Raw genomic sequence first — 18,789 nt, 5'->3', positions numbered from 1 at the left:
GGACGTGAGTACCGCTTTCGACATTCGCAACGTGCGTCTGCCCCAGATGTCGCGTGCCACGATCATCGTGGGTTCGGCGCTGCTGGTGCTGGCGTTGGTGGCCGGCTTCGGCGGTCTGCAGCTGTTCCGCAAGCTCAACAGCACCACGGTCGTCGCCTACTTCCCGTCGACCGACGCGCTGTACGCCGGCGACGCCGTCCAGATCATGGGTGTGCGGGTGGGCGCGATCGACAAGATCGAACCGGCCGGCGACAAGATGAAGGTCACGCTGCACTTCAACAACAAGTACAAGGTGCCGGCCGACGCCAAGGCGATCATCTTGAACCCGACCCTGGTGGCATCACGCACCATTCAGCTGGAGCCGCCCTACCGCGGCGGCCCGGTGCTGGCCAACAAGGCAGTCATCCCCGAAGAACGCACCGAGGTGCCGGTCGAGTGGGACACGCTGCGCAACGACGTCACCAACATCATCACCAAGCTGGGCCCGACCAAGGAGCAGCCCAAGGGGCCGATCGGCGAGGCGATCGAGACCTTCGCCGACAGCCTGGCCGGCAAGGGCGAGCAGATCAACACGACGTTCAGCAGCCTCTCGGATGCGCTGACCGCGCTGAACAAGGGCCGCGGCGACTTCTACGCCGTGACGCGCAGCCTCGCGCTGTTCGTGCGGGCGCTCGACCACAACGACCAGCAGTTCGTTCAGCTCAACCGGGACCTGGCCACGTTCAGCAACAACCTGACCACCACCGATCAGGAGCTCGCGAAGGCCTCCGACCAGTTCTACGCCACCATGACGATCGTCCGGGCGTTCCTGAACCAGAACCAGGAACCGCTGGTCAAGACCATCGACAACATGGCCGAGGTGTCGACGGCCCTCACCCAGCCGGACCCGCTCGAAGGCCTGGAGACCGCACTGCACGTGCTGCCGAACGTGTTGGCCGGCGCGGGTGAGATCTACCACCCCGCGCAGGGCGCCGTCACCGGCTTCCCGGTGCTGCCGAACTTCGCCAACCCGATGCAGTTCATCTGTAGCGCGATCCAGGCCGGCAGCCGGCTGGGTTACCAGGACTCGGCCGAACTGTGCGCGGAGTACCTCGCGCCGGTGGCCGACGCCATCAAGTTCAACTACCTGCCGTTCGGTATCAACATCTGGACCAGCGCCTACACCACGCCCAAGCAGATCGCGTACTCCGAGCCGCGGCTGCAGCCGCCACCGGGATACAAGGACACCACCGTGCCCGGCATCTGGGTACCGGACACCCCGCTGTCGCACAAGAACTCGCAGCCGGGCTGGATCACCGCACCCGGAATGCAGGGTGTGGAGCCCGGTCACGACACCGCCCGGCTGTTGACACCCGAATCGCTGGCGCAGTTGATGGGCGGCCCGGACCCGGCGCCGATCGAGTCCCAGTATCAGACCCCGCCCGGCCCGCCGAACGCCTACGACGAGGCGCCCGGTCCGCTGCCGTTCATCGGTCAGCCGCCCGGGGTGGCTCCGATAGCACCGCCCCCGCCCGGACCGAATGTGATCCCGGGCCCGGTGGCACCGCTTCCCCCGCGAGGTGAAGGCTGATGAGACGAAGTAGAGCGATGAAGACCGTCAGCCGGCGCTCCTGGCAGGCCCTGGTGCTGCTGATGGTGGCGTTGACGCTGACCTCGTGTCGGGATTGGCGGGGTATCGCCAACGTTCCGCTGCCGGGCGGGCCCGGCAGCGGCCCCGGCTCCTACACCGTCTATGTGCAGGTGCCGGACACCTTGGCGCTCAACGGCAACAGCCGGGTGCTCGTCGCCGACGTGTTCGTCGGCGCGGTCGACCAGATCGAGTTGAAGAACTGGGTCGCCACGCTGAAGCTCAAGCTCAACAAGGACGTTCACCTGCCGCGCAACGCCACCGCGAAGATCGGCCAGACCAGCCTGCTGGGATCTCAGCACATCGAGCTGGCGGCGCCGCCGGACCCGGTGGGCGAGCTCAAGGACGGCGACACCATCGGGCTGAACAACTCGACGTCGTTCCCGACCATCGAGCGGACCCTCGCCGGTATCTCGCTGCTGTTGCACCGCGGCGGGTTGTCGGACCTGGAGACCATCACCACCGAGTTCGACGCGATCATGGGTGGCCGGGCCGAACAGATCCGGGCGTTCCTGGACAAACTGGACACGTTCATCGGTTCCCTCAACGACCAGCGTGACGACATCACGCACGCCATCGACTCCACCAACCGGCTGCTCGGCTACTTCAGCGAGCACAACGACGCCATCGACCGGGTGCTGACCGACTTCCCGCCGCTGTTCAAGTACTTCAACGCCCAGCAGGCGATCTTCATCAACGCCATCGACGGGCTCGGCCAGATGGGCCGGGCGACCAACGAACAGATCGCGCCGGCCCGGGGCGACCTCAACAAGGTGCTGACGTCGATGCAGTGTCCCGCGCGGGAACTCCGCAAGGCGTCACCGTTCATACCGGACCTGTTGCAGGTCATGATCACCGCGCCGTACCACGTCGACGGTGCCTTCAAGGCGGTGCGCGGCGACTTCATCAACTCCTCGCTGGTCGTGGATCTGACGTTCGCCTCGATCGACAACGCGATCCTGACCGGCACCGGGTTCTCGGGGATGCTGCGCGCGCTCGAGCAGTCCTTCGGCCACGACCCCGAGAAGATGATCCCGGACGTCCGGTACACGCCGAACCCCGCCAGCGCGCCCGGCGGTCCGTATGTGGAAAGGGCTGACCGGAATTGCTGACAGCGCAGATCAAACGGCAGCTGATCATCTTCAGCGTGCTGACCGTCGCCGCCCTGGCGGTGCTGGGCGTGTACTACTTGCGCCTGCCGAGCCTTGCCGGCCTGGGTCAGTACACCCTCAAGGCGAACCTGCCCGAGGCCGGTGGTCTGTACAAGACCGCCAACGTCACCTACCGCGGAACCATCATCGGCCGGGTCACCGGAGTCGAGCCGACCGAGACGGGCGCGCAGGCCACGATGCAGATCTCCGACAAGTACAAGATCCCGGTCGACGCGACCGCGAATGTGCATTCGGTGTCGGCGATCGGTGAGCAGTACCTGGATCTGGTGTCCACGGATAACCCGGACCAGTACCTCAAACGGGGCCAGACGATCACCAAGGGCACCGTGCCGTCGGCGATCGGGCCGGCGCTGGACGCCGCCAACCGCGGCCTGGCCGCGTTGCCGACGGGCAAGATCACCGAGGTGCTCGACGAGACCGCGACCGCTGTCGGCGGTTTGGGGCCCTCGCTGCAGCGACTGGTCGACGCGACGCAGGCGATCGTCGCCGACCTCAAGGAGAACCTCGGCGACGTCGACGACATCATCGAGAAATCGGCGCCGATCATCGAGAGCCAGGTCCAGTCGGGCGACGCGATCCACCAATGGGCGCGCAACCTCAACGTCCTGAGCGCTCAGGCCGCCAGCCGCGACGAAACGGTGAAGCACATCCTGACCGACCTGCCGCCGCTGGTCGAGCAGGTGCACAGCGTGTTCACCCAGTCCAAGGACAGCCTGCCGCAGATGATGGCGAACATGTCGATCCTGACCGAGATGGCCAAGCGCTACAACCGCAACACCGAACAGGTGTTGGTGTTCCTGCCGCAGGCCGGTTCCATCGTCCAGACGGTCAGCTCGACGTTCCCGGGGCGCGCATCAATAGACGTGGCACTCGGGGCCTTCCCGGGCCCGGTTTTCCCGATCCCGATTCCGGGCCTGAGCCTGGGCTACCCGCCGCCGTGTCTGACCGGCTACCTGCCGGCATCGGAGTGGCGGGCGTTCGCCGACACCAGTCCCGCCGACCTCCCCGACGTCTCCTGCCGGATTCCGCAGGACACGCCGTCGAACAACGTGCGCGGCGTCCGCAACATCCCGTGTGTCGACGTGCCGGGCAAGCGGGCCCCGACGCCGAAGGAATGCCGCAGCGACAAGCCCTACATCCCGCTGGGCACCAACCCCTGGTACGGCGACCCGAACCAGATCCGCAACTGCCCGGCACTGGGGGCGCGCTGTGACCAGCCCGTCGAACCCGGCCACGTGATCCCGGCGCCGTCGATCAACACCGGCCTCAACCCGCTACCGGCGGATATGGTGCCCCCGACGCCGCCGCCGCTGAACGACCCGCTGACCCGGCCGGGTACCGGTAGCGTGCAGTGCAACGGGCAGCAACCGAACCCCTGCGTCTACACGCCGGGCGGGGGGCCCGCTGCGATCTACAATCCACAGAGTGGCCAGGCGGTGGGGCCGGACGGCGTCGAATACTCCGTCGAGAACTCGACCAACATAGGAGACGACGCATGGAAGGGGATGCTGGCACCGTTCCAGTGACCACGGACGGGGAGCAGCAGACCGCAGACACCGCCGCTACCACAGATTCCGCAATTGTTGCGGACGAGCCCAGCGCAGCAGACGACGCGACGACGGAATCGATCCAGGCCGACGCAGCGGACGCCGGGTCGGCGCCGTCCCGCCTCGGGCGCCGACACCTGCTCGGTAGCTGTGCGTTGTTGGTCGTACTGGCCGCGGGGTTGGTGGCCGCCGGCTACCAGGGTCTGCGCGACCATGCCGCGAGTCAGGTCATGGCCCGCGACAACGCGGAAGCGGTGGAGGCGGCGAAGCACTGCGTCCTGGCCACCCAGGCGCCCGACGGATCCGACGTGGCCTTGGCCCAGCAGCAGATCCTCGACTGCGCCGCCGGCGAGTTCCGGACCCAGGCGGGCCTGTACGGGGAGATCTTCGTTCAGGCATATCGGGCGGCCAAGGTGCGCACCGAGCTCACCGAAATGGGTGCCGCGGTCGAGCGGAACAACGAGGACGGCTCGGTCGACGTCCTGGTCGCTTTCCGGGTCAAGGTCGACAACGTCGAGACCCAGGGCAAAGAGGTGGGCTACCGGCTGCGGGCCCAGATGGTCCGCGAAGACGGCCAGTACCGGATCGGCAGACTCGATCAGGTGGCCCGGTGACCGACGCGGTAACGCAGGCGCCCGAGCCGGCGCGGTGGCGGGCACGGGCGGCCGCGCTGGCGATCGACCTGCTGCCGGGCGCGGTGGTGGCGGCGGCGATGGCGCTGGTGGCACTGGGCTTTCCGGCCGGCGGGCCGTGGTGGTGGGTCACGATGTCGATCGCCGGGCTGGCGATCCTGGCGACCGCGGTCAACCGGACGCTGCTGCCGGTGCTCACCGGGTGGAGCCTGGGCCGCGCATACTCCGGAATCGAGGTGGTGCGCGGTGGCGGCACGACCGAACCGGTCGGTGTTGCGCGGTTGTTGCTGCGCGAGGTGGCGCACCTGCTCGATACCGTGCCGTTCTTGGCGGGCTGGATCTGGTCGCTGCGCGACAAGCGTGGGCGGACCTTCGCCGACATCCTGACCGGCACCGAGGTCCGCCAGGCCGGGACACGCCCGCGGCCGGAGGGAATCCGGGCCAAGACGGGCGCGGCGTTCGTGGCGGCCGCCGCGCTCAGCGTCATCGCCGCAGTGGTCAGCTACCTGCTGGTCTTCCAGCGTGAGCACTCCGCGGAGGTGGCGCGGGGCGAGCTCTCCCGGCAGGGACCCAAGATCGTCGCGGACATGTTGTCGTACGACCCGAAGACCCTGCAGGACGACTTCGCCCGGGCCCAGTCGTTGGCGACCGAGAAATATCGCGAACAGTTGGTGCCGCAACAAGATGCGATCCGCAACGGCGCACCGGTTCCGAACTACTACCGGGTCGCCGACGCCGCCGTCCTCAACGCGACCCCGCGCCGGGGGGCGATGCTGCTGTTCCTGCAGGGGCAGCGCGGCACCGCCGGAAAGGAGCGCCTGATCAGCGCCACCGTGCGGGTCACCTTCGCCAAGGCCGCAGGGGACTGGCGGGTCGATGACCTCACCGTCGTCAGCAAGCCGCTGCCGGCCGAGGGGGAGAGATGAGTCCGCGGCGGCAGCTCGGCGCCGATCACCGGCCGCTGTTCGTCGAGCGGGACGTGCCGCCGGGCCGGGCGCTGACCGCCGTGCTGACGGCCGCACTGCTGCTGGCGGCCGCGGCGATCACGGTGTGCACCCTGGTGTTGGTCTCGCATGCCTCCAACCATCGGGCGGCGATGCGCGATGTCGAGGTCCTCGGCGAAGTGGAGGCCTTCATGACGATGTTCTCCTCGCCGGATCCGTTCAACGCCAACGACTACGTCGCAGACGTGATGGCCCACGCCACCGGCGAATTCGAGCAGGAGTGCCAGGACAAGGCCAATCAGATCCTGCTCGCGGTCGCGCGTAGCGAGCCGACCACCGGAACGGTGGTCGGGACCGGGGTCGAGCGGTGGAACGACGATGGCAGCGTCAACGTGTTGGTGGCCGTCGAGAACAGCGGTAAATCACCCGACGGCAAGCAGGACATCAGCGCCGCATCCCGCTGGCTGCTGACGGCGCAGAAGGAAGGGGACCAGTGGAAGATCAGCAATCTGAACCAGGTGCTGTGACCGAGACGTCCTCCGACGGTGACGACGGTCTGACCGAGGACATCGAGGCCACCACCACCGACGACGACGGTGACGGTGACGGCGAACCCGGAGACGAGACCGACGAAACCCGGGACGGCGACGAAAGCGAAACCGCCGCAACGAAACCCCGTGTCCGCAGGCGGATCAGCCTGCGGGTGGCCGGCGCGCTGGCCAGTGCGCTCTTCATCGCGTCGGCGGCGTTCGCGGCCGGCGCCGCCCAGCCCTACCTCGTCGACCGCGCCGAGGTGGCCACCAAACTCGACATCGCCCGCACCGCGGCCCGGGCGATCCACACACTGTGGAACTACACGCCCGAGAACATGGACACCCTGCCGGATCGGGCGGCGGTCTATCTCAGTGGTGACCTGGAAGCCCAGTACCGCAAGTTCATCGCCGCGATCGCCGAGAGCAACAAGCAGGCCAAGGTCACCGACACCACCGAGATCGTCGGTGCCGCGGTGGAATCCCTGGACGGGCCGGAAGCCACTGTCCTCGTGTACACCAACACCTCGGCCACCAGCGAACTGAACAGGGCCGTTCCGTCGATCAAATACCTGGCCTACCGGCTTTACATGAAACGCGAGCAGAACCGATGGGTGGTCACCAGAATGCCCACCATCACCTCGCTGGACCTCACGCCGCGATTCCAGAGCTGACCCATGCTCGTCACGTCGCCGATCTCACCGCGGCGCACCGTGACCGCCCTGCTGCTGCTGACCTTCGCCACCGGCCTGGTCGACGCGATCAGCGTCCTGGTGCTCGGGCGTGTCTTCGTCGCGAACATGACCGGCAACGCGATCTTTCTGGGCTTCGTGTTCGTCCCGGGTGCGGGATTCGACCTGACCGCGGTGTTGCTGGCGTTCGGCGGCTTCTTGCTCGGGGCGATCTTCGGCGGCCGACTGGTGCGGAGCCTGGGTCACCGGCCCCGGGTGTGGGTGACCGCGGCGTTGAGCATCGAGGTGGTGTTACTGCTCGTGCTGGCCGCGCTGACCGGTGCCGGCGTGTTGCAATACGCCGACGCCACCAGACTGCTCTTGATCGGCGGCCTCGCGGTGGCGTTCGGCGTACAGAACTCGACCGCACGCCAGTTCGGCATCCAGGAGCTCTACACCACCGTCCTCACCTCGACGATCGTGGGCCTCGGGGTGGACAGCCGGCTGGCCGACGGCACCGGCGAGCGCCAGAAGCTGCGGCTGGGAGTGGTGCTGACGATGATCGGCGGTGCCGTCGTCGGCGCCACGCTGGCCCGCGCCGTCGTGGCGCCGGTGATCGCGCTGGCCGCGGCGGTGGTCACGGCGAGCATGCTGCTGTTCCGCTACGCCTGAGACACCGGCCCGCTCTCCGCGAGATTGCAACCATGCAGCATTTTCCGCGGATTCGCCTGCATCAGTTCAATCTCGGCGAAGGATAGCCCGTCAGGCGCCGCCGGGTTCATGCGGCGGTCCCAGTGTCGCCTCTCCTCCGTCGAGGCTCGCTGAACCGCCGAATTCAGGGCGGAGGATCGAACTGAGCGCCGACAGCGGGATGTGCGCTTGGACGTTGCCGCCGTCCATGTACCACTGCATCTGGTTGTACTGGATCGGCGAGTCGTGGCTGACCGGGTAATCGGGCATGTACAGGATCAACTCGTCGGGGGTCAACGCCCATGACCGGTAACCCCCGGAGAACACCTTGTCGGGGGTGAATCGTTCGGGCACGAACGGATAGTCACCGGGGCGGTGCTCCCAGAACGCCCGGTCCAATGCCGCCACGATGTAGGGCTCGCCGAGCTGCGGGATCGTCGCGAACGGATCCACCCCCGGTTTGGTGATGTCGGCCAACTGCAGTTGTTGTCCACGAGCCATGTCGAAGGTGAAGGTGCGGTAGGCGTTGTTGATGTACGGCCCGTCGGAGTGGTAGTCCTCGTGGAAGACCACGCTCAGCGCGTCACCGTGCTGGAAGATCTCGAAATTCTCGTTGCCCCAGCTGTCGGCGACCATCGAGGCGCCCTTGGCGCGCCAGTTGCCGAACAACTTCGACAGGTAGTCACGGATCGGCGGCCCGGCGACCGGGTGGTCGATCAGGTCACCGGGCACCGCCATCCGGATGTAGCGGGTCGCCTGTCGCTCGGAGCGCACATCGGTGCTGCAGTAGTGGCCGTCCCAGGCGCCGCCCAGCCCGCTGCAGAACGACGGCGCCGAGGCGCTCGCCGGCGGTGCCGCGGACACCAACAACGCCGCGGCCGCTACGCCCGTCAGTAGCCGGGTCGCCCACATAGCTTCCCTCCTAGGGCAGTTCGACTTTGCCGGCCAGCCATCGGCCGTCGACCTTCTGCATCGTCATCTTCATCCGGCTGCGATCGACCCGCGGGTCGGGGCGCGCGGTGTTGCTGACCGTCTGATCGACCATCACCAGCACCACCACCTTGTCGGTGGACTCCGACTGGACCGCCGAGTCCACCACCGTGCCGCGCGCCGAGGCCTTGTTGTCGATGAGCAGCTGGCGCAGCTCAACGCTGGCCTTGGTGTAGGTGTCCTTGAAATCACCGGTCGCGCCGTTGAGTACCGTGGCGAAGTCGTCGTCGACCTTGCCGGAGTCGATGCTGGTCAACACCTGGGCGTAGTCCACGGCGGCACGCTGCCCGGCCGCGGCGGCGGCGGCGACCCGGTGTTGTTGCCACAGTTGCCAGCCCAGCCCCGCTGCCAGGCCGAACACCGTCAGGTAGACGGCGGCGATGCCGGCGATCGCCCACCGGTTCGGCGGTGGCGGGCCGGCCGTCTGCGGCGCGGCGGCCGGTTTCTCGGTGACCGTCGATTCCGGTTCGCCCTCGGCGGTTTCCGTCTGCTTGGGGGTATCTTCGGCGGCCGGTTCGTCAGCGGTGCTCACCGCGGCGTCTCCTCGGGTGTCATTCTGGCGGCTCGATCAACATCGGCGGCCCGCCGTACTCGGTGGGAACGGTGTAGCGCCCCTTGGGGGTCGGGTCGGTGGTCGCGGCCAAGTCGGCGCCCGGCGGCGGGCCGGCGGTGTCGTCCCCCGGCGGGCGCGGCGCGTTGTGGGCACCACGCACCAAGACCGACTGGTCGGTGTCACGGCAATAGCCGTACAAGAACGGCTCGGGGTAGTCCGCCGCCGACGGCGGGCGCCGCGGCGTGCCGTAATCGCAGGTGTAGCGCGGGTAGATGTCCACCGTCGCCCACATCCCGTCCTCGTGGATCGCCGAGTCGAGCGCCTCCACCGTCGACCGGCGGTAATCGGGGAACAGCGCGTTGAGCGCCGGAACCCGGACGTAGAGCAGTTGCGCCGTGGTGGCCAGATTGGCCAGTAGGCCGACCATGGTGTCGGAGTTGTCGTCGAAGAGCCCGTCGACCGCCGACAGCATGCCGGGCGCCTGGTCGACGAATCGGCGGTAGCCGCCCATCATCGGGCTGATTCCCTTGAACACCTTGTCGAGGTTCGCCGAGGTCACGGCCATACCGTTGTTGACGTCGCTGAGCATGGTGAGCACCACCCGGCTCGACTTCAGCAAGCTCACCGTCTCCGGCAGCACCGAATCCAGGGTGGACAACAAGAAGGTGCCGCCGTCGACGATGTCGGTGAGCTTCTGGGGGCCCTCGTCGGACAGGCTGAGTTCCTTCTTGATCAGGTCGAGTTTGCGCGGGTCGGTCTGTGCCAGCATGCCATCGGCGTCGGCGAGCAACTGCGACATCGGGATCGGGGTCGTCACACGGTCCTGGGAGACGACGCTGCCGCCCGAGAGGAAGGGCCCGGCGCTGGACGGGGGCTCGAAGTCGATGTACTGCTCACCGGCGGCCGACAGACCCGACACCCGCACCTTGCTGGCGGCCGGAATCTTCACCGTCGAGGAGATGTTGGCGACCGCGTCGACACCGGTGCCGCTGACCCGCAGCGACTCGATCCGGCCCACCGGAACCCCGCGGACCGAGACGTCCTGGTTGGCGAGCAGCCCACCGGAATCGGGCAGCGCGATCGTGATCTGGTAGGTCGAGCGGGTCGGATTGACCCGCAGCGCCCCCACCAACAGGTAGGCGGTCGCCACCACCAGGGTCATCGCCAGCGCGAGCCCCGACAGCAGGTTCTTTCGCCGGTAACCGGCGCGAACCAGCGCGACGATGCGACGGCTGACGGCATCGATCATGGTGTCGGCCCCTGCCCCATCAGGCCCGGGTCGTTGGCAGCGGCCTCAGCCTCGGCCGGTGTCGGGGGGATCGGTGGCCCGACGGCCGTCCACGGCGCCTGACCCATGTCGGAGTCCGGGCCGCGACCCACCACGCGTTCTTGCAGCCGCCAGAGCGCGTACTTGATCGAGCCGGCCAGTTTGGCCCAGTCGTAGCGTTTCGGGCCGTGGAACGCCGGGTCGCCCTTGAACCCGGCGTCGGGCATCGAGCCCCACACCAGTCGGTCGATGCTGGCGTGTACCGCGACACCGGTGCCGGCCGTCGATTTGATCAACGGTGCCATCAGCCGGTTCAGCGCGCGCAGGCTGGTGTTCGGGTCGGTCGCCACATCGTTCCAAGCGCCGGCGATTATGTTGGCGTCCTTGATGAAACTGTGCCCGGAGTCGTCGGTCCCGGCGATCGACGGAAACCGGGCCAGCTGTCGGCTGGTTGCGCCGAGCTCCTCGACGAGGTCGGCGAGCTGACTGGTGTTGTCCACCAGTGTGTCGGTGGCCGGGCCCGCCGCGTTGAGCATCTCGGTCAGCGCCTCGCTGCGGGCGTCGAGCCGGTCGGCGAGCCGGCTGGTCTCACGCAGCGCCGTCTCGATCTCGCCGGAGCGGGCGTTGAGTTTCGCCAGCAGTTCGTTGGACTGGTTGATCAGTTTCCCGAACGCTTCGCCCTGGTCGCCGGTGGCCTTACCGGCGCCGTTGACGAGGTTGGTGAAGTTCTGCACCGCACCGCCGTTCACCAGCAGCGCTGCCGAGCTCAGAACCGACTCCACGGTGGCGGCCGACGCGGTGGCGTCCAACCCGATGACGTCGCCGCCCTTGAGCAGCGGGGCCGACGGGTCGACCCGGGCCGGCGGTTTGATCGCGACGAACACGTCGCCGAGCGGGGTCGCCGACCGCAATTCAGCGGTGCTGCCCACCGGGATCCGGACACCGTCCATGATCCGCAGTTCGGTGACCGCGGTGTAGTTGCGGGCGACCATCGACTCTAGCTGACCGACGTCGGCGCCGGCGAGCTTCACCTTGGCGTGCCCGGGCAGGTTCAGCGCGTTGGCGAACACCGCGGTGATCCGATATCCCCCACTGCCGATGCCGGGCGCCGGCAGCGGCAGGCTGCCCAGGCCATTGGTGCCGCAGCCCGCCGCCGACGAGACCACCATTGCACTGCACAGCAGGGCCAGTGCCGCCCTCGGGGACCCCAGTCGTCGCGTCACGTCTACTGCCCCATCATCGAAAGGCCGTCCAGCACATACGTCAGCCCGAAATCCGGGCCGTAATCCGCCAAGGTTCCGGTGCCACAACCCAACTGGCGAAGGTGCATCATGTTGCACAGCTCCTTGGTGCTTTGGCTGTCGACGAGGATCTTGTCGACCAGGGCGTGCAGCCGGACCGCCCCGTTGTTGGTGTCGACGGCGTTGTAGAGGTTCTCCAACGTCAACGGCAGCAGGTTGAGCAGCTCGGCCAGGTCGCGTTGCTTTTCGACGAGCGTCGTCGCTGCCGTGTCGCCGTTGAGGACGGCTTGCTTGAGGTTGTCCCGGTTGGCCTGCAGCAGCGTGGTCGCCTGCGTGATGATCTCGTTGAACTTGTGACCGGTGCTGCCGGTGCCGAAGTCCTCGTCGGCGAGCATCTGACCCAATTGCCGGGTGGTGGAGCCGAATTGACGCAACTTGGCGTCGTTGCGGGCCGCCGCGTCCATCAGTGAGCTGAGATTGGTGATGATCGTGGTCAATTGATCACCGGTCGCCTCGCCGTTGTCGGAGCTGAGTCGCAGGGCCCGGGACAACTCGCCGAGCGCCGATTTGATCTTCTCGCCGTTGCCGTCGGCGATGTCGGCGCCGGCGTTGATCACATCGGCGATCGGCCCGTTGCCTTTGCCGTCGCCGCCGAGCGATTTGGAGACCTTGTCGAGCATGTCCAGCACGCGGTCGAACGCCACCGGTGTCCGGGTGCGATTCAGTCCGATGGTGGTGCGGTCGGCCAGCACCGGGCCGCCCGCGTAGGCCGGCGTCAACTCGATCTGCCGTGCGGTGAGGATCGAGGTGTTGATGGTCACCGCGTGGACATCGGCGGGCACCTTCACCCCGCGGTCGACGGTGAACTCCGCCTCGACGTATTCGCCCTTCGGGGTGACCTTTTTGACCTTGCCCACCGGCATCCCGAGCACCGCGACCACATTGTCCTCGTACAACCCTGCGGCGCTGTCGAACTGGGCGGTGACGGTGATGTGCCCACCGAACGGTTTGAGGTAGTAGACGGCCACGCCTGCGACGACCAGCGCGCCGGCGATCAGGCTCGTCACGATCGCCCTGAGGCGCCGACGGTCCCGGCCGGAGCCTGCCGAGAGTGCCTGGCGGGTCGACGGACCCGGGTCATCCGGCTCCTCGATCGGGTCATCGGCGGCGATCCTCGGGGGCGCGCTCATTTGCAGTCCTTGAAGTATTCGATCATGCCGAACTGCTTGGCGCGGCCGCTGATGGCGCACATCCAGGAGTCGATCGCGATCCCGTTGCCGGCGAAGAACTCGATGCCCGGGCCGTAACCGGTGGCGTTGGTGATACCCCGCAGCGGCGGCGGCGCGGACTGGATCAGGCTGCGCAGCAGGTCGTCGTGCTGGCCGAGCATGTCCGACAGTGAGCGCACGTTGACCAGCATGTCGTCGAGCATCGCCCGGTCGTTGACCACGATGTTGTTCAGGTTGCCCGTCAGACTGGTCAGCGCCGCCAGCATCGCGTGGAAAGTGTGCTGCCGCAACACCAACTCCCCGATGAGATCCTGGCCCTGATCGACCAGGTTGCCCAAGTTCGTCTGTTGGTTGTGCAGCGTGTTGGCCACCCGCTGGGTGCTGGCCAGCAGTGTGCCGAGCTGGTCGCGCCGGTCGGCGGTGATCTTGGCCAGCGAATGCAGGTTGGCCATCGCCCGCGGGATGATCGGCGGCATCCCCTGGAGTTGCTGGCCGAGCACTGCCAGCGACTGCGCGAACTGGTCGGAGTCGACCTGGTCGAACGTGGTGGTGGCGTCCTCGAGCAGCGACTCCAGGTCGTAGGGCACCTCGGTGTGGGTGAGGCTGATCCGTTTGCCGGGCAACGAACCGGGGCCGTCGGGCTCCAACTTGAGGTAGCGGGAGCCGAGGATCGTCATCACCTGGATCTTGGCCCGGGTGTCCTTGCCCAGCGGGATGTCGTTGCGCACCGTCAGGCCGGCCTCGACGTGGTTGCCGGCGAGTCGCATGCTCGACACCCGGCCCACCTCGATGCCGGCGACCACGATCGGGTTGCCGGGGGACAGGGCGGCGGCCTGGGCGAACTCGGCGGTGTAACGGGTGTAGCCGACGCCGAGCACCTTGACCAACAGCGCCGCGGCGACGAGCACCGCCACCACGGCCAGCGCGCCGAATCCCAACCAGGTGGTGTGGTAGGACTCCAGCGGTCGCTCCCGCCACCGGCGGAGGAATCCGCCGCTCCGCATCGGCATGGCGCTACCCATCGACGGTGTTCCGGCATCGGGGCGAGTGCCACGCCAGGTTCTCCCGGGTGATCGGGCGGGCATTGCCGGGGGTGGCGGCGTTGACGATGATCGTGGTGATGTCGTTGAGGCCGGGGAAGAAGCCGGTGGCGTTCAGGTCGCAGAGGTAGGCGTTGCCGTAGGCGCCCTCCCCGAACGCCCGTCCCAGGCCCTTGAGCAGCAGCGGCAGGTTCGCGCCGGTGAACGCCAGTTGCGGTTCTATCCCCGCCATGTGCTTGGTGAACCCGGGTTCCCGGTTGACCATCTCCTCGAAGGACGGGAAGACCTCGTCGGCGATGTTGGACAGTTGCCGCGTCACCCGGGCCAGCGAGCCGACCGAGGACTGCAATGCCGGGCGGCGCGCATCCAGGTCGGTGACCGCCCGCCGGGCCTGGTTGAGGGCGTGGTCCAACTGATCGTTCTGTCCGGCGATGGTTCCGGTCAGCCGGTTGAGACTGGTGATCAGGTCACCGAGCATCTCGTCGCGCCCGGCCAGCGTGGCGGTCAGCGTCGACGACTGATCCACCAGCGCAGCGATCGACGCCTGGTCGCCCTGCAGCGACTGCAGCACCCCCTTGGTCAGATCGTCGGCTTGCTTGGGATTCAGCAGCGACATCAACGGTTTGAAGCCGTTGAGCAGGGCGCCGACGTCGAAGGACGGTTCGGTGTGTTCCACTCCGATGACGCTGCCGCGGGGCAGCACCCGGTCCTGGTCGGGGGCGCCCGCGCCCGCACCCAGCGACAACCCGAGATAGCGCTGGCCGATGATGTTCTGATACGTCACCGATGCGACCGTATTGCCGTACAGCTTCTGGTCGTTTTGGACGATGAACGAGACCTTCGCCAGCTTCCCGTCCAGCTCGACCTTCTCCACCCGGCCCACCCGCACCCCGGCCATCCGGACGTCGTCGCCTTCGCGCAACCCGTACACGTCGGTGAACACCGCCGCGTACGGCGTGGTGGCCCCGGCGACGTCGCGTCGCAGTGTGGCGTAGACCAGCCAGGTCAGCACCGTCGAGACGACCATGAATATGGAGAGGCCGATCAGTGGGCCGCGGAATGTCACTTGTGATCTCCCGTGCCGGCGGGGACGAATGAAACGGTGGTGCCGCGCGCGACCGGCCCGAGTAGCAACTGGGTCGCCACCGACGCCGGTTCGTGCTGCCCGGTGATCAGGCCGAGCTGGTTGCGTTCGGTCTGGCTGCCGACGGGTCCGACATTCCCGCCGTAAGCGGCGAATCCGACATTGCCGCTGTAGGCGGCGGGCGCGACCGGGGACGGCGGCTGCCACTCCGGCGCGTGGGGCTGGGCCGGGATCGGCGGCTCCGGCGGCGGCGGGGGAGCGGGGTCGAGCGGGTCGGCATTGCTGGGGACGCGCGGGAACGGCCCGGTCCACCACGGCAGCGGCGGGTTGGTGTCCTCGAGGTTGCGATCGGGGTTGATCAGCGGCGGCCCGACGGCGCGGAGGTTCCCGTCCGGGCCGATCTCGGTGCCCGGCGGCGGCTCGAGTCCGGCCGGGAAGCGGTAATTCTGCGGAAGCATGGTCTCGGGCAGTTCGGGCCGTACCGAGATCATCGGCGCGGTGTAGCAGCTCGGCCCCTTCACCTGGCCGTACTGCGGGCAGTCGGCCCGGGTGTAGGTGTGCAACGGGGTGAAGGACAGGTTGGCGCGCATGCTCCGGGTGATCAATTTGGGGTCGTAGAGCTGGTCGAAGAACTTGTCGGAGAGCCGGTTGACCCGGGTGAAGATCGGGACGAATTTGTCGGCGTTGTTGGCCAGCACGCCGACGACGGGCGTGAGGTTGTGGGTGATCTGGATCAGCTGATCGATGTGGTTGTCGAACGCCTCCCGGGAGACGCCCACGGTGTGCTGGCCACCGGCGACCAGCGAGGCCAGTTCGGCGCGTTTCTCGGCGAACACCCGCATCGGCTGGACCGCCTGATGCAGCGCGTCGACCAGATCGGGGGCGGTCGACTGCAGGCCGTGGGTGGCATCGAGCAGGGCCGAGACGGTCGACGGTCCGGGCTCGGTGGCGACGATGCCGTTGAGCTGCTCCAGCAGTCGGGACATGTTCGCGCCGGCGCCGAGCAGTTTGACCCGCCGGTTGTCGGTGGCCGCGCCGACGGCGGCCAGGATTCCCAGGCTGTGGTCTTCGCGGCCGCGGCCGGTGGCGGCCAGGATGTCGCGCAGTTTCGACACCGTGGTCTGGAAGATCACCGTGGACAGCTCACCGTTCTCGGCGATGTGCGTGCCGTCCCGGATCATCGAGTCGCCGGCGGCGCCGTCGCCGGGGTCGACGAGCTGGATGGACGACACCGCGAAGACGTTGGACGGCACCACCCGGGCGGTGACGGAGGCCGGGATGTCCTTGGCGTGGTCGGGTTTGAGGTTGATGTGCACGTAGTTGGGCTTGCCGTAGGCCGCCGGGATGACGTCGGTGACGCTGCCGACCAACAGGCCGCGGTACTTGACGTCGGACTGGGCGGGCAGCCCGTCGCCGACGTTGATCAGGTCGGCCACCACCCGCACGTAACTGTTGAGCATGCCGGTGGACTTGGCCAGCAGGCCCGTGGTGATCACCGCGATCACCGCGAGAACCGCCACCCCGGCGCCGAGGAGTTGGCGATCGGAGGGGCCGCGGCCGTCGAGGTCGAGGGAGTTGCCCACTCAGCCACCGAACCTTGCGCCGGCGTCGATGCTCCACAACGCCATCGTGAGCAGCATGTTGACCATGATCACGATCGTGATGGACGCCCGCATGGCGCGACCGGCGGCTACCCCGACACCTTCCGGGCCGCCGGCGGCGTAGAAGCCGTAGTAGCACTGCACGGTGGAGGCCAACCACACGAACACCACGCACTTGAGCACCGAATAGACGATGTCTTGTCCGGACAGCATCATGGTGAAGTAGTGCAGGTACGGGCCGATGGACCCGCCGCTGATGACGCCGGTGACCACCTGGCAGGTCAGGTAGGTGGTCGCCAGGCAGGCCACATACAGCGGGATGACGGCGATGGTCGCGGCCATCAGCCTGGTGGTGACCAGGTAGGGGATCGGCTTGATGGCGATCGCATCGAGCGCGTCGATCTCCTCGGCGATCCGCATCGCGCCGAGCTGCGCGGTGAAGCGGCAGCCGGCCTGCATGGCGAACGCCAGCGACGCCATGATCGGCGCCAGCTCACGGGTGTTGACCAGCGAGGAGATGATGCCGGTCGCCGGGCCCAGCCCCAGCAGATTCAGGAAATTGTAGCCCTCGATCGCCACCAGCGCACCGGCGGTGAAGCCGAGTACCAGGGCCACCCCGGCGGTGCCGCCCCCGACCACGATGGAGCCGTTGCCCCAGGCGATGTCGGAGAGCAGCCGCAGGAACTCCTTACGGTAGTGGCGCAGCACGGTCGGGACACCGGCTGCGGCGCGGCCGAAAAAGACCAGCATGTGGCCAAGCCGGATGGTCGGTGCCGACATCATGCGGTAGACCCGCAGCATCGGGCGTGCGATTGCCGGGATATACGGAGACGCCGTCATCTCTACAGCCCCGTCCGGGGGTAGAGCACGTTGTAGAGCTCGCTGATGCCGACGTTGACGATCATCAGCACCAAGATCGCCTCGACGACCGAAGCGTTCACCGAATTGGCGACGCCGGCCGGCCCGCCCCTGGTGGACAGGCCCTTCTGGCAGGACACCACCGCGACGATCGCGCCGTAGATCACGGCTTTGATCAGCGCCACGATCATGTCGCCGGTGGTGGCGAACGATGAAAACGTCGCCACGAAGCTACCGGGCGCGCCCTTCTGGAAATAGACGTTGAACAGATAACTGGCCAGAAAGCCGACGAAGCAGGTGATGCCGGTCAGGGCGACGCCGATCATGATGGCCGCGGCGAACCGCGGCACCACCAGTCGGCGGATCACCGAGACCCCCATCACCTCCATGGCGTCGGTCTCCTCGCGCATGGTGCGTGAGCCCAGGTCGGCGGTGATGGCCGAACCGACCGCGGCGGCCATCAGCATCGCCGCCACCAGCGATGCGGCCTGCCGGATCACGGCCAGCCCGGCGGCCGCGCCCGCCAGTGACGTCGCGCCGACCTGGTTGGCCAGCAGCGCGAACTGGATGGACAGGGTCACCCCGATCGGCAGCGCCACCAGAACCGTCGGCAGCACCGCGGTGTTGGCCATGAACGCGCTCTGCCGGACGAACTCGCCTCACTGGAACCGGCCGCTGAACAGGTCGATGAAGAAGTACTGCACGGTGCGCACCGCCAGCACGCACTGCTCGCCGACCGTGGTCAGCGATGCCAGCGGGTGGCGGTTGACGTAGCCGACGGTCCAGTCCCCGATGGCCGCGACCCCGTCGAGGGGGGGTTGATCAGCTAATTGACGCTCGTCCCGGGTGGTCATCGCTTGCCGATCATGAACTTGGGATCACCCGGCGCCGCCGATTCCCCGTTGGGCCGATGATCCATGGCGGACATGGTAGCCACCGTGCTTACTCCGAGGTAGGGTTCGGCGATTCTCGGAACGGCCGGTGGGTGGCGCGGGTCGATGCGGGTCGCGGCGGCGCGAACAGAGCTCATCGGGCCTCGCCGTCACCGTGCATCCGGACATGATGTCGGACGCCATGCCCGCCGAGAGGCGCTTCGGGCAACATGACTCGAGT

Annotated in this window: 17 protein-coding genes and 1 pseudogene; 8 read left to right on the top strand and 10 right to left on the bottom strand. The window is 67.7% G+C overall.

The features are described from left to right. Positions 1-4: 4 nt before the first annotated feature. From ACAG20_RS08050 to ACAG20_RS08015, 8 genes are read left to right on the top strand one after another with little or no spacing between them, the layout of a single operon-like run. Positions 5-1,570: a virulence factor Mce family protein gene (locus tag ACAG20_RS08050; RefSeq protein WP_083037113.1), complete on the top strand. Its 1,566-nt coding sequence runs from the start codon at positions 5-7 to the stop codon at positions 1,568-1,570. Between the two features lie 17 nt (positions 1,571-1,587). Further along, the gene (locus ACAG20_RS08045; RefSeq protein ID WP_083037114.1) at positions 1,588-2,739 is read left to right on the top strand and encodes an MCE family protein; all 1,152 of its coding nucleotides are present in this window, start codon (positions 1,588-1,590) and stop codon (positions 2,737-2,739) included. After that, on the top strand, positions 2,733-4,325 hold the full coding sequence (locus ACAG20_RS08040; RefSeq protein WP_083037115.1) for an MCE family protein: 1,593 nt from the start codon (positions 2,733-2,735) through the stop codon (positions 4,323-4,325). The genes ACAG20_RS08045 and ACAG20_RS08040 overlap by 7 nt, the downstream gene beginning before the upstream one ends. After that, positions 4,295-4,960, top strand: a complete 666-nt coding sequence (locus ACAG20_RS08035) for an Mce protein (RefSeq protein WP_235673671.1) — start codon at positions 4,295-4,297, stop codon at positions 4,958-4,960. The genes ACAG20_RS08040 and ACAG20_RS08035 overlap by 31 nt, the downstream gene beginning before the upstream one ends. Continuing rightward, the gene (locus tag ACAG20_RS08030; protein WP_083037116.1) at positions 4,957-5,904 is read left to right on the top strand and encodes an RDD family protein; all 948 of its coding nucleotides are present in this window, start codon (positions 4,957-4,959) and stop codon (positions 5,902-5,904) included. Before ACAG20_RS08035 ends, ACAG20_RS08030 begins: the two co-directional genes overlap by 4 nt. Further along, on the top strand, positions 5,901-6,449 hold the full coding sequence (locus ACAG20_RS08025; RefSeq protein WP_083037117.1) for a mammalian cell entry protein: 549 nt from the start codon (positions 5,901-5,903) through the stop codon (positions 6,447-6,449). The genes ACAG20_RS08030 and ACAG20_RS08025 overlap by 4 nt, the downstream gene beginning before the upstream one ends. After that, on the top strand, positions 6,416-7,126 hold the full coding sequence (locus ACAG20_RS08020; protein ID WP_109559422.1) for a mammalian cell entry protein: 711 nt from the start codon (positions 6,416-6,418) through the stop codon (positions 7,124-7,126). Before ACAG20_RS08025 ends, ACAG20_RS08020 begins: the two co-directional genes overlap by 34 nt. 3 nt (positions 7,127-7,129) lie before the next feature. Continuing rightward, a complete protein-coding gene (locus tag ACAG20_RS08015) occupies positions 7,130-7,795 on the top strand; it encodes a YoaK family protein (protein WP_083037119.1) in 666 nt (221 codons plus the stop codon). A gap of 90 nt (positions 7,796-7,885) precedes the next feature. Here the strand turns inward: ACAG20_RS08015 and ACAG20_RS08010 are convergent, their stop codons facing one another. From ACAG20_RS08010 to ACAG20_RS07965, 10 genes and pseudogenes are all read right to left on the bottom strand, one after another. Next, positions 7,886-8,725 carry a mannan-binding family protein gene (locus tag ACAG20_RS08010; RefSeq protein WP_013827077.1) on the bottom strand — a complete coding sequence of 280 codons (840 nt, stop codon included), beginning with the start codon at positions 8,723-8,725 and terminating at the stop codon, positions 7,886-7,888. A 10-nt stretch (positions 8,726-8,735) separates the two neighbouring features. Beyond that, entirely contained in the window at positions 8,736-9,335 is a 600-nt protein-coding gene (locus ACAG20_RS08005; protein ID WP_083037120.1) for an Mce protein, read from the bottom strand. A gap of 19 nt (positions 9,336-9,354) precedes the next feature. Next, positions 9,355-10,605 (bottom strand): MlaD family protein, encoded by a 1,251-nt coding sequence (locus tag ACAG20_RS08000; RefSeq protein ID WP_083037121.1) that lies wholly within the window; start codon positions 10,603-10,605, stop codon positions 9,355-9,357. Next, positions 10,602-11,792 (bottom strand): MCE family protein, encoded by a 1,191-nt coding sequence (locus tag ACAG20_RS07995; protein ID WP_083037122.1) that lies wholly within the window; start codon positions 11,790-11,792, stop codon positions 10,602-10,604. Before ACAG20_RS07995 ends, ACAG20_RS08000 begins: the two co-directional genes overlap by 4 nt. A gap of 56 nt (positions 11,793-11,848) precedes the next feature. Beyond that, positions 11,849-13,054: an MCE family protein gene (locus ACAG20_RS07990; protein ID WP_109559423.1), complete on the bottom strand. Its 1,206-nt coding sequence runs from the start codon at positions 13,052-13,054 to the stop codon at positions 11,849-11,851. Continuing rightward, positions 13,051-14,103, bottom strand: a complete 1,053-nt coding sequence (locus tag ACAG20_RS07985; protein WP_163762396.1) for an MCE family protein — start codon at positions 14,101-14,103, stop codon at positions 13,051-13,053. Before ACAG20_RS07985 ends, ACAG20_RS07990 begins: the two co-directional genes overlap by 4 nt. Positions 14,104-14,107: 4 nt before the next feature. After that, on the bottom strand, positions 14,108-15,199 hold the full coding sequence (locus ACAG20_RS07980; RefSeq protein WP_083037123.1) for an MCE family protein: 1,092 nt from the start codon (positions 15,197-15,199) through the stop codon (positions 14,108-14,110). Beyond that, positions 15,196-16,800: an MlaD family protein gene (locus tag ACAG20_RS07975; protein WP_083037124.1), complete on the bottom strand. Its 1,605-nt coding sequence runs from the start codon at positions 16,798-16,800 to the stop codon at positions 15,196-15,198. The genes ACAG20_RS07980 and ACAG20_RS07975 overlap by 4 nt, the downstream gene beginning before the upstream one ends. Continuing rightward, complete coding sequence (locus tag ACAG20_RS07970; protein WP_083037125.1) at positions 16,801-17,658, bottom strand: ABC transporter permease; 858 nt, start codon at positions 17,656-17,658, stop codon at positions 16,801-16,803. Positions 17,659-17,660: 2 nt separating this feature from the next. Beyond that, positions 17,661-18,530: pseudogene (locus tag ACAG20_RS07965) on the bottom strand (MlaE family ABC transporter permease). Positions 18,531-18,789: the final 259 nt, after the last annotated feature.

This window comes from Mycobacterium sp. pW045 (assembly GCF_041287085.1).
In the GTDB taxonomy this organism is placed as follows: Bacteria; Actinomycetota; Actinomycetes; order Mycobacteriales; family Mycobacteriaceae; genus Mycobacterium; species Mycobacterium algericum_A.
The sequence above is the reverse complement of the archived record's forward strand: the minus strand, read 5'-3'. Positions and strand labels throughout refer to the sequence as shown.

What these genes read in the sequence shown, in the direction of transcription:
- ACAG20_RS07970 (WP_083037125.1), bottom strand. Translation starts at nt 17,658, where the DNA reads ATGACGGCGTCTCCGTATATCCCGGCAATCGCACGCCCGATGCTGCGG.
- ACAG20_RS08035 (WP_235673671.1), top strand. Translation starts at nt 4,295, where the DNA reads ATGGAAGGGGATGCTGGCACCGTTCCAGTGACCACGGACGGGGAGCAG.
- ACAG20_RS08045 (WP_083037114.1), top strand. Translation starts at nt 1,588, where the DNA reads ATGAAGACCGTCAGCCGGCGCTCCTGGCAGGCCCTGGTGCTGCTGATG.
- ACAG20_RS08015 (WP_083037119.1), top strand. Translation starts at nt 7,130, where the DNA reads ATGCTCGTCACGTCGCCGATCTCACCGCGGCGCACCGTGACCGCCCTG.
- ACAG20_RS08025 (WP_083037117.1), top strand. Translation starts at nt 5,901, where the DNA reads ATGAGTCCGCGGCGGCAGCTCGGCGCCGATCACCGGCCGCTGTTCGTC.
- ACAG20_RS07985 (WP_163762396.1), bottom strand. Translation starts at nt 14,103, where the DNA reads ATGCCGATGCGGAGCGGCGGATTCCTCCGCCGGTGGCGGGAGCGACCG.
- ACAG20_RS08000 (WP_083037121.1), bottom strand. Translation starts at nt 10,605, where the DNA reads ATGATCGATGCCGTCAGCCGTCGCATCGTCGCGCTGGTTCGCGCCGGT.
- ACAG20_RS07990 (WP_109559423.1), bottom strand. Translation starts at nt 13,054, where the DNA reads ATGAGCGCGCCCCCGAGGATCGCCGCCGATGACCCGATCGAGGAGCCG.
- ACAG20_RS08010 (WP_013827077.1), bottom strand. Translation starts at nt 8,725, where the DNA reads ATGTGGGCGACCCGGCTACTGACGGGCGTAGCGGCCGCGGCGTTGTTG.
- ACAG20_RS07995 (WP_083037122.1), bottom strand. Translation starts at nt 11,792, where the DNA reads ATGGTGGTCTCGTCGGCGGCGGGCTGCGGCACCAATGGCCTGGGCAGC.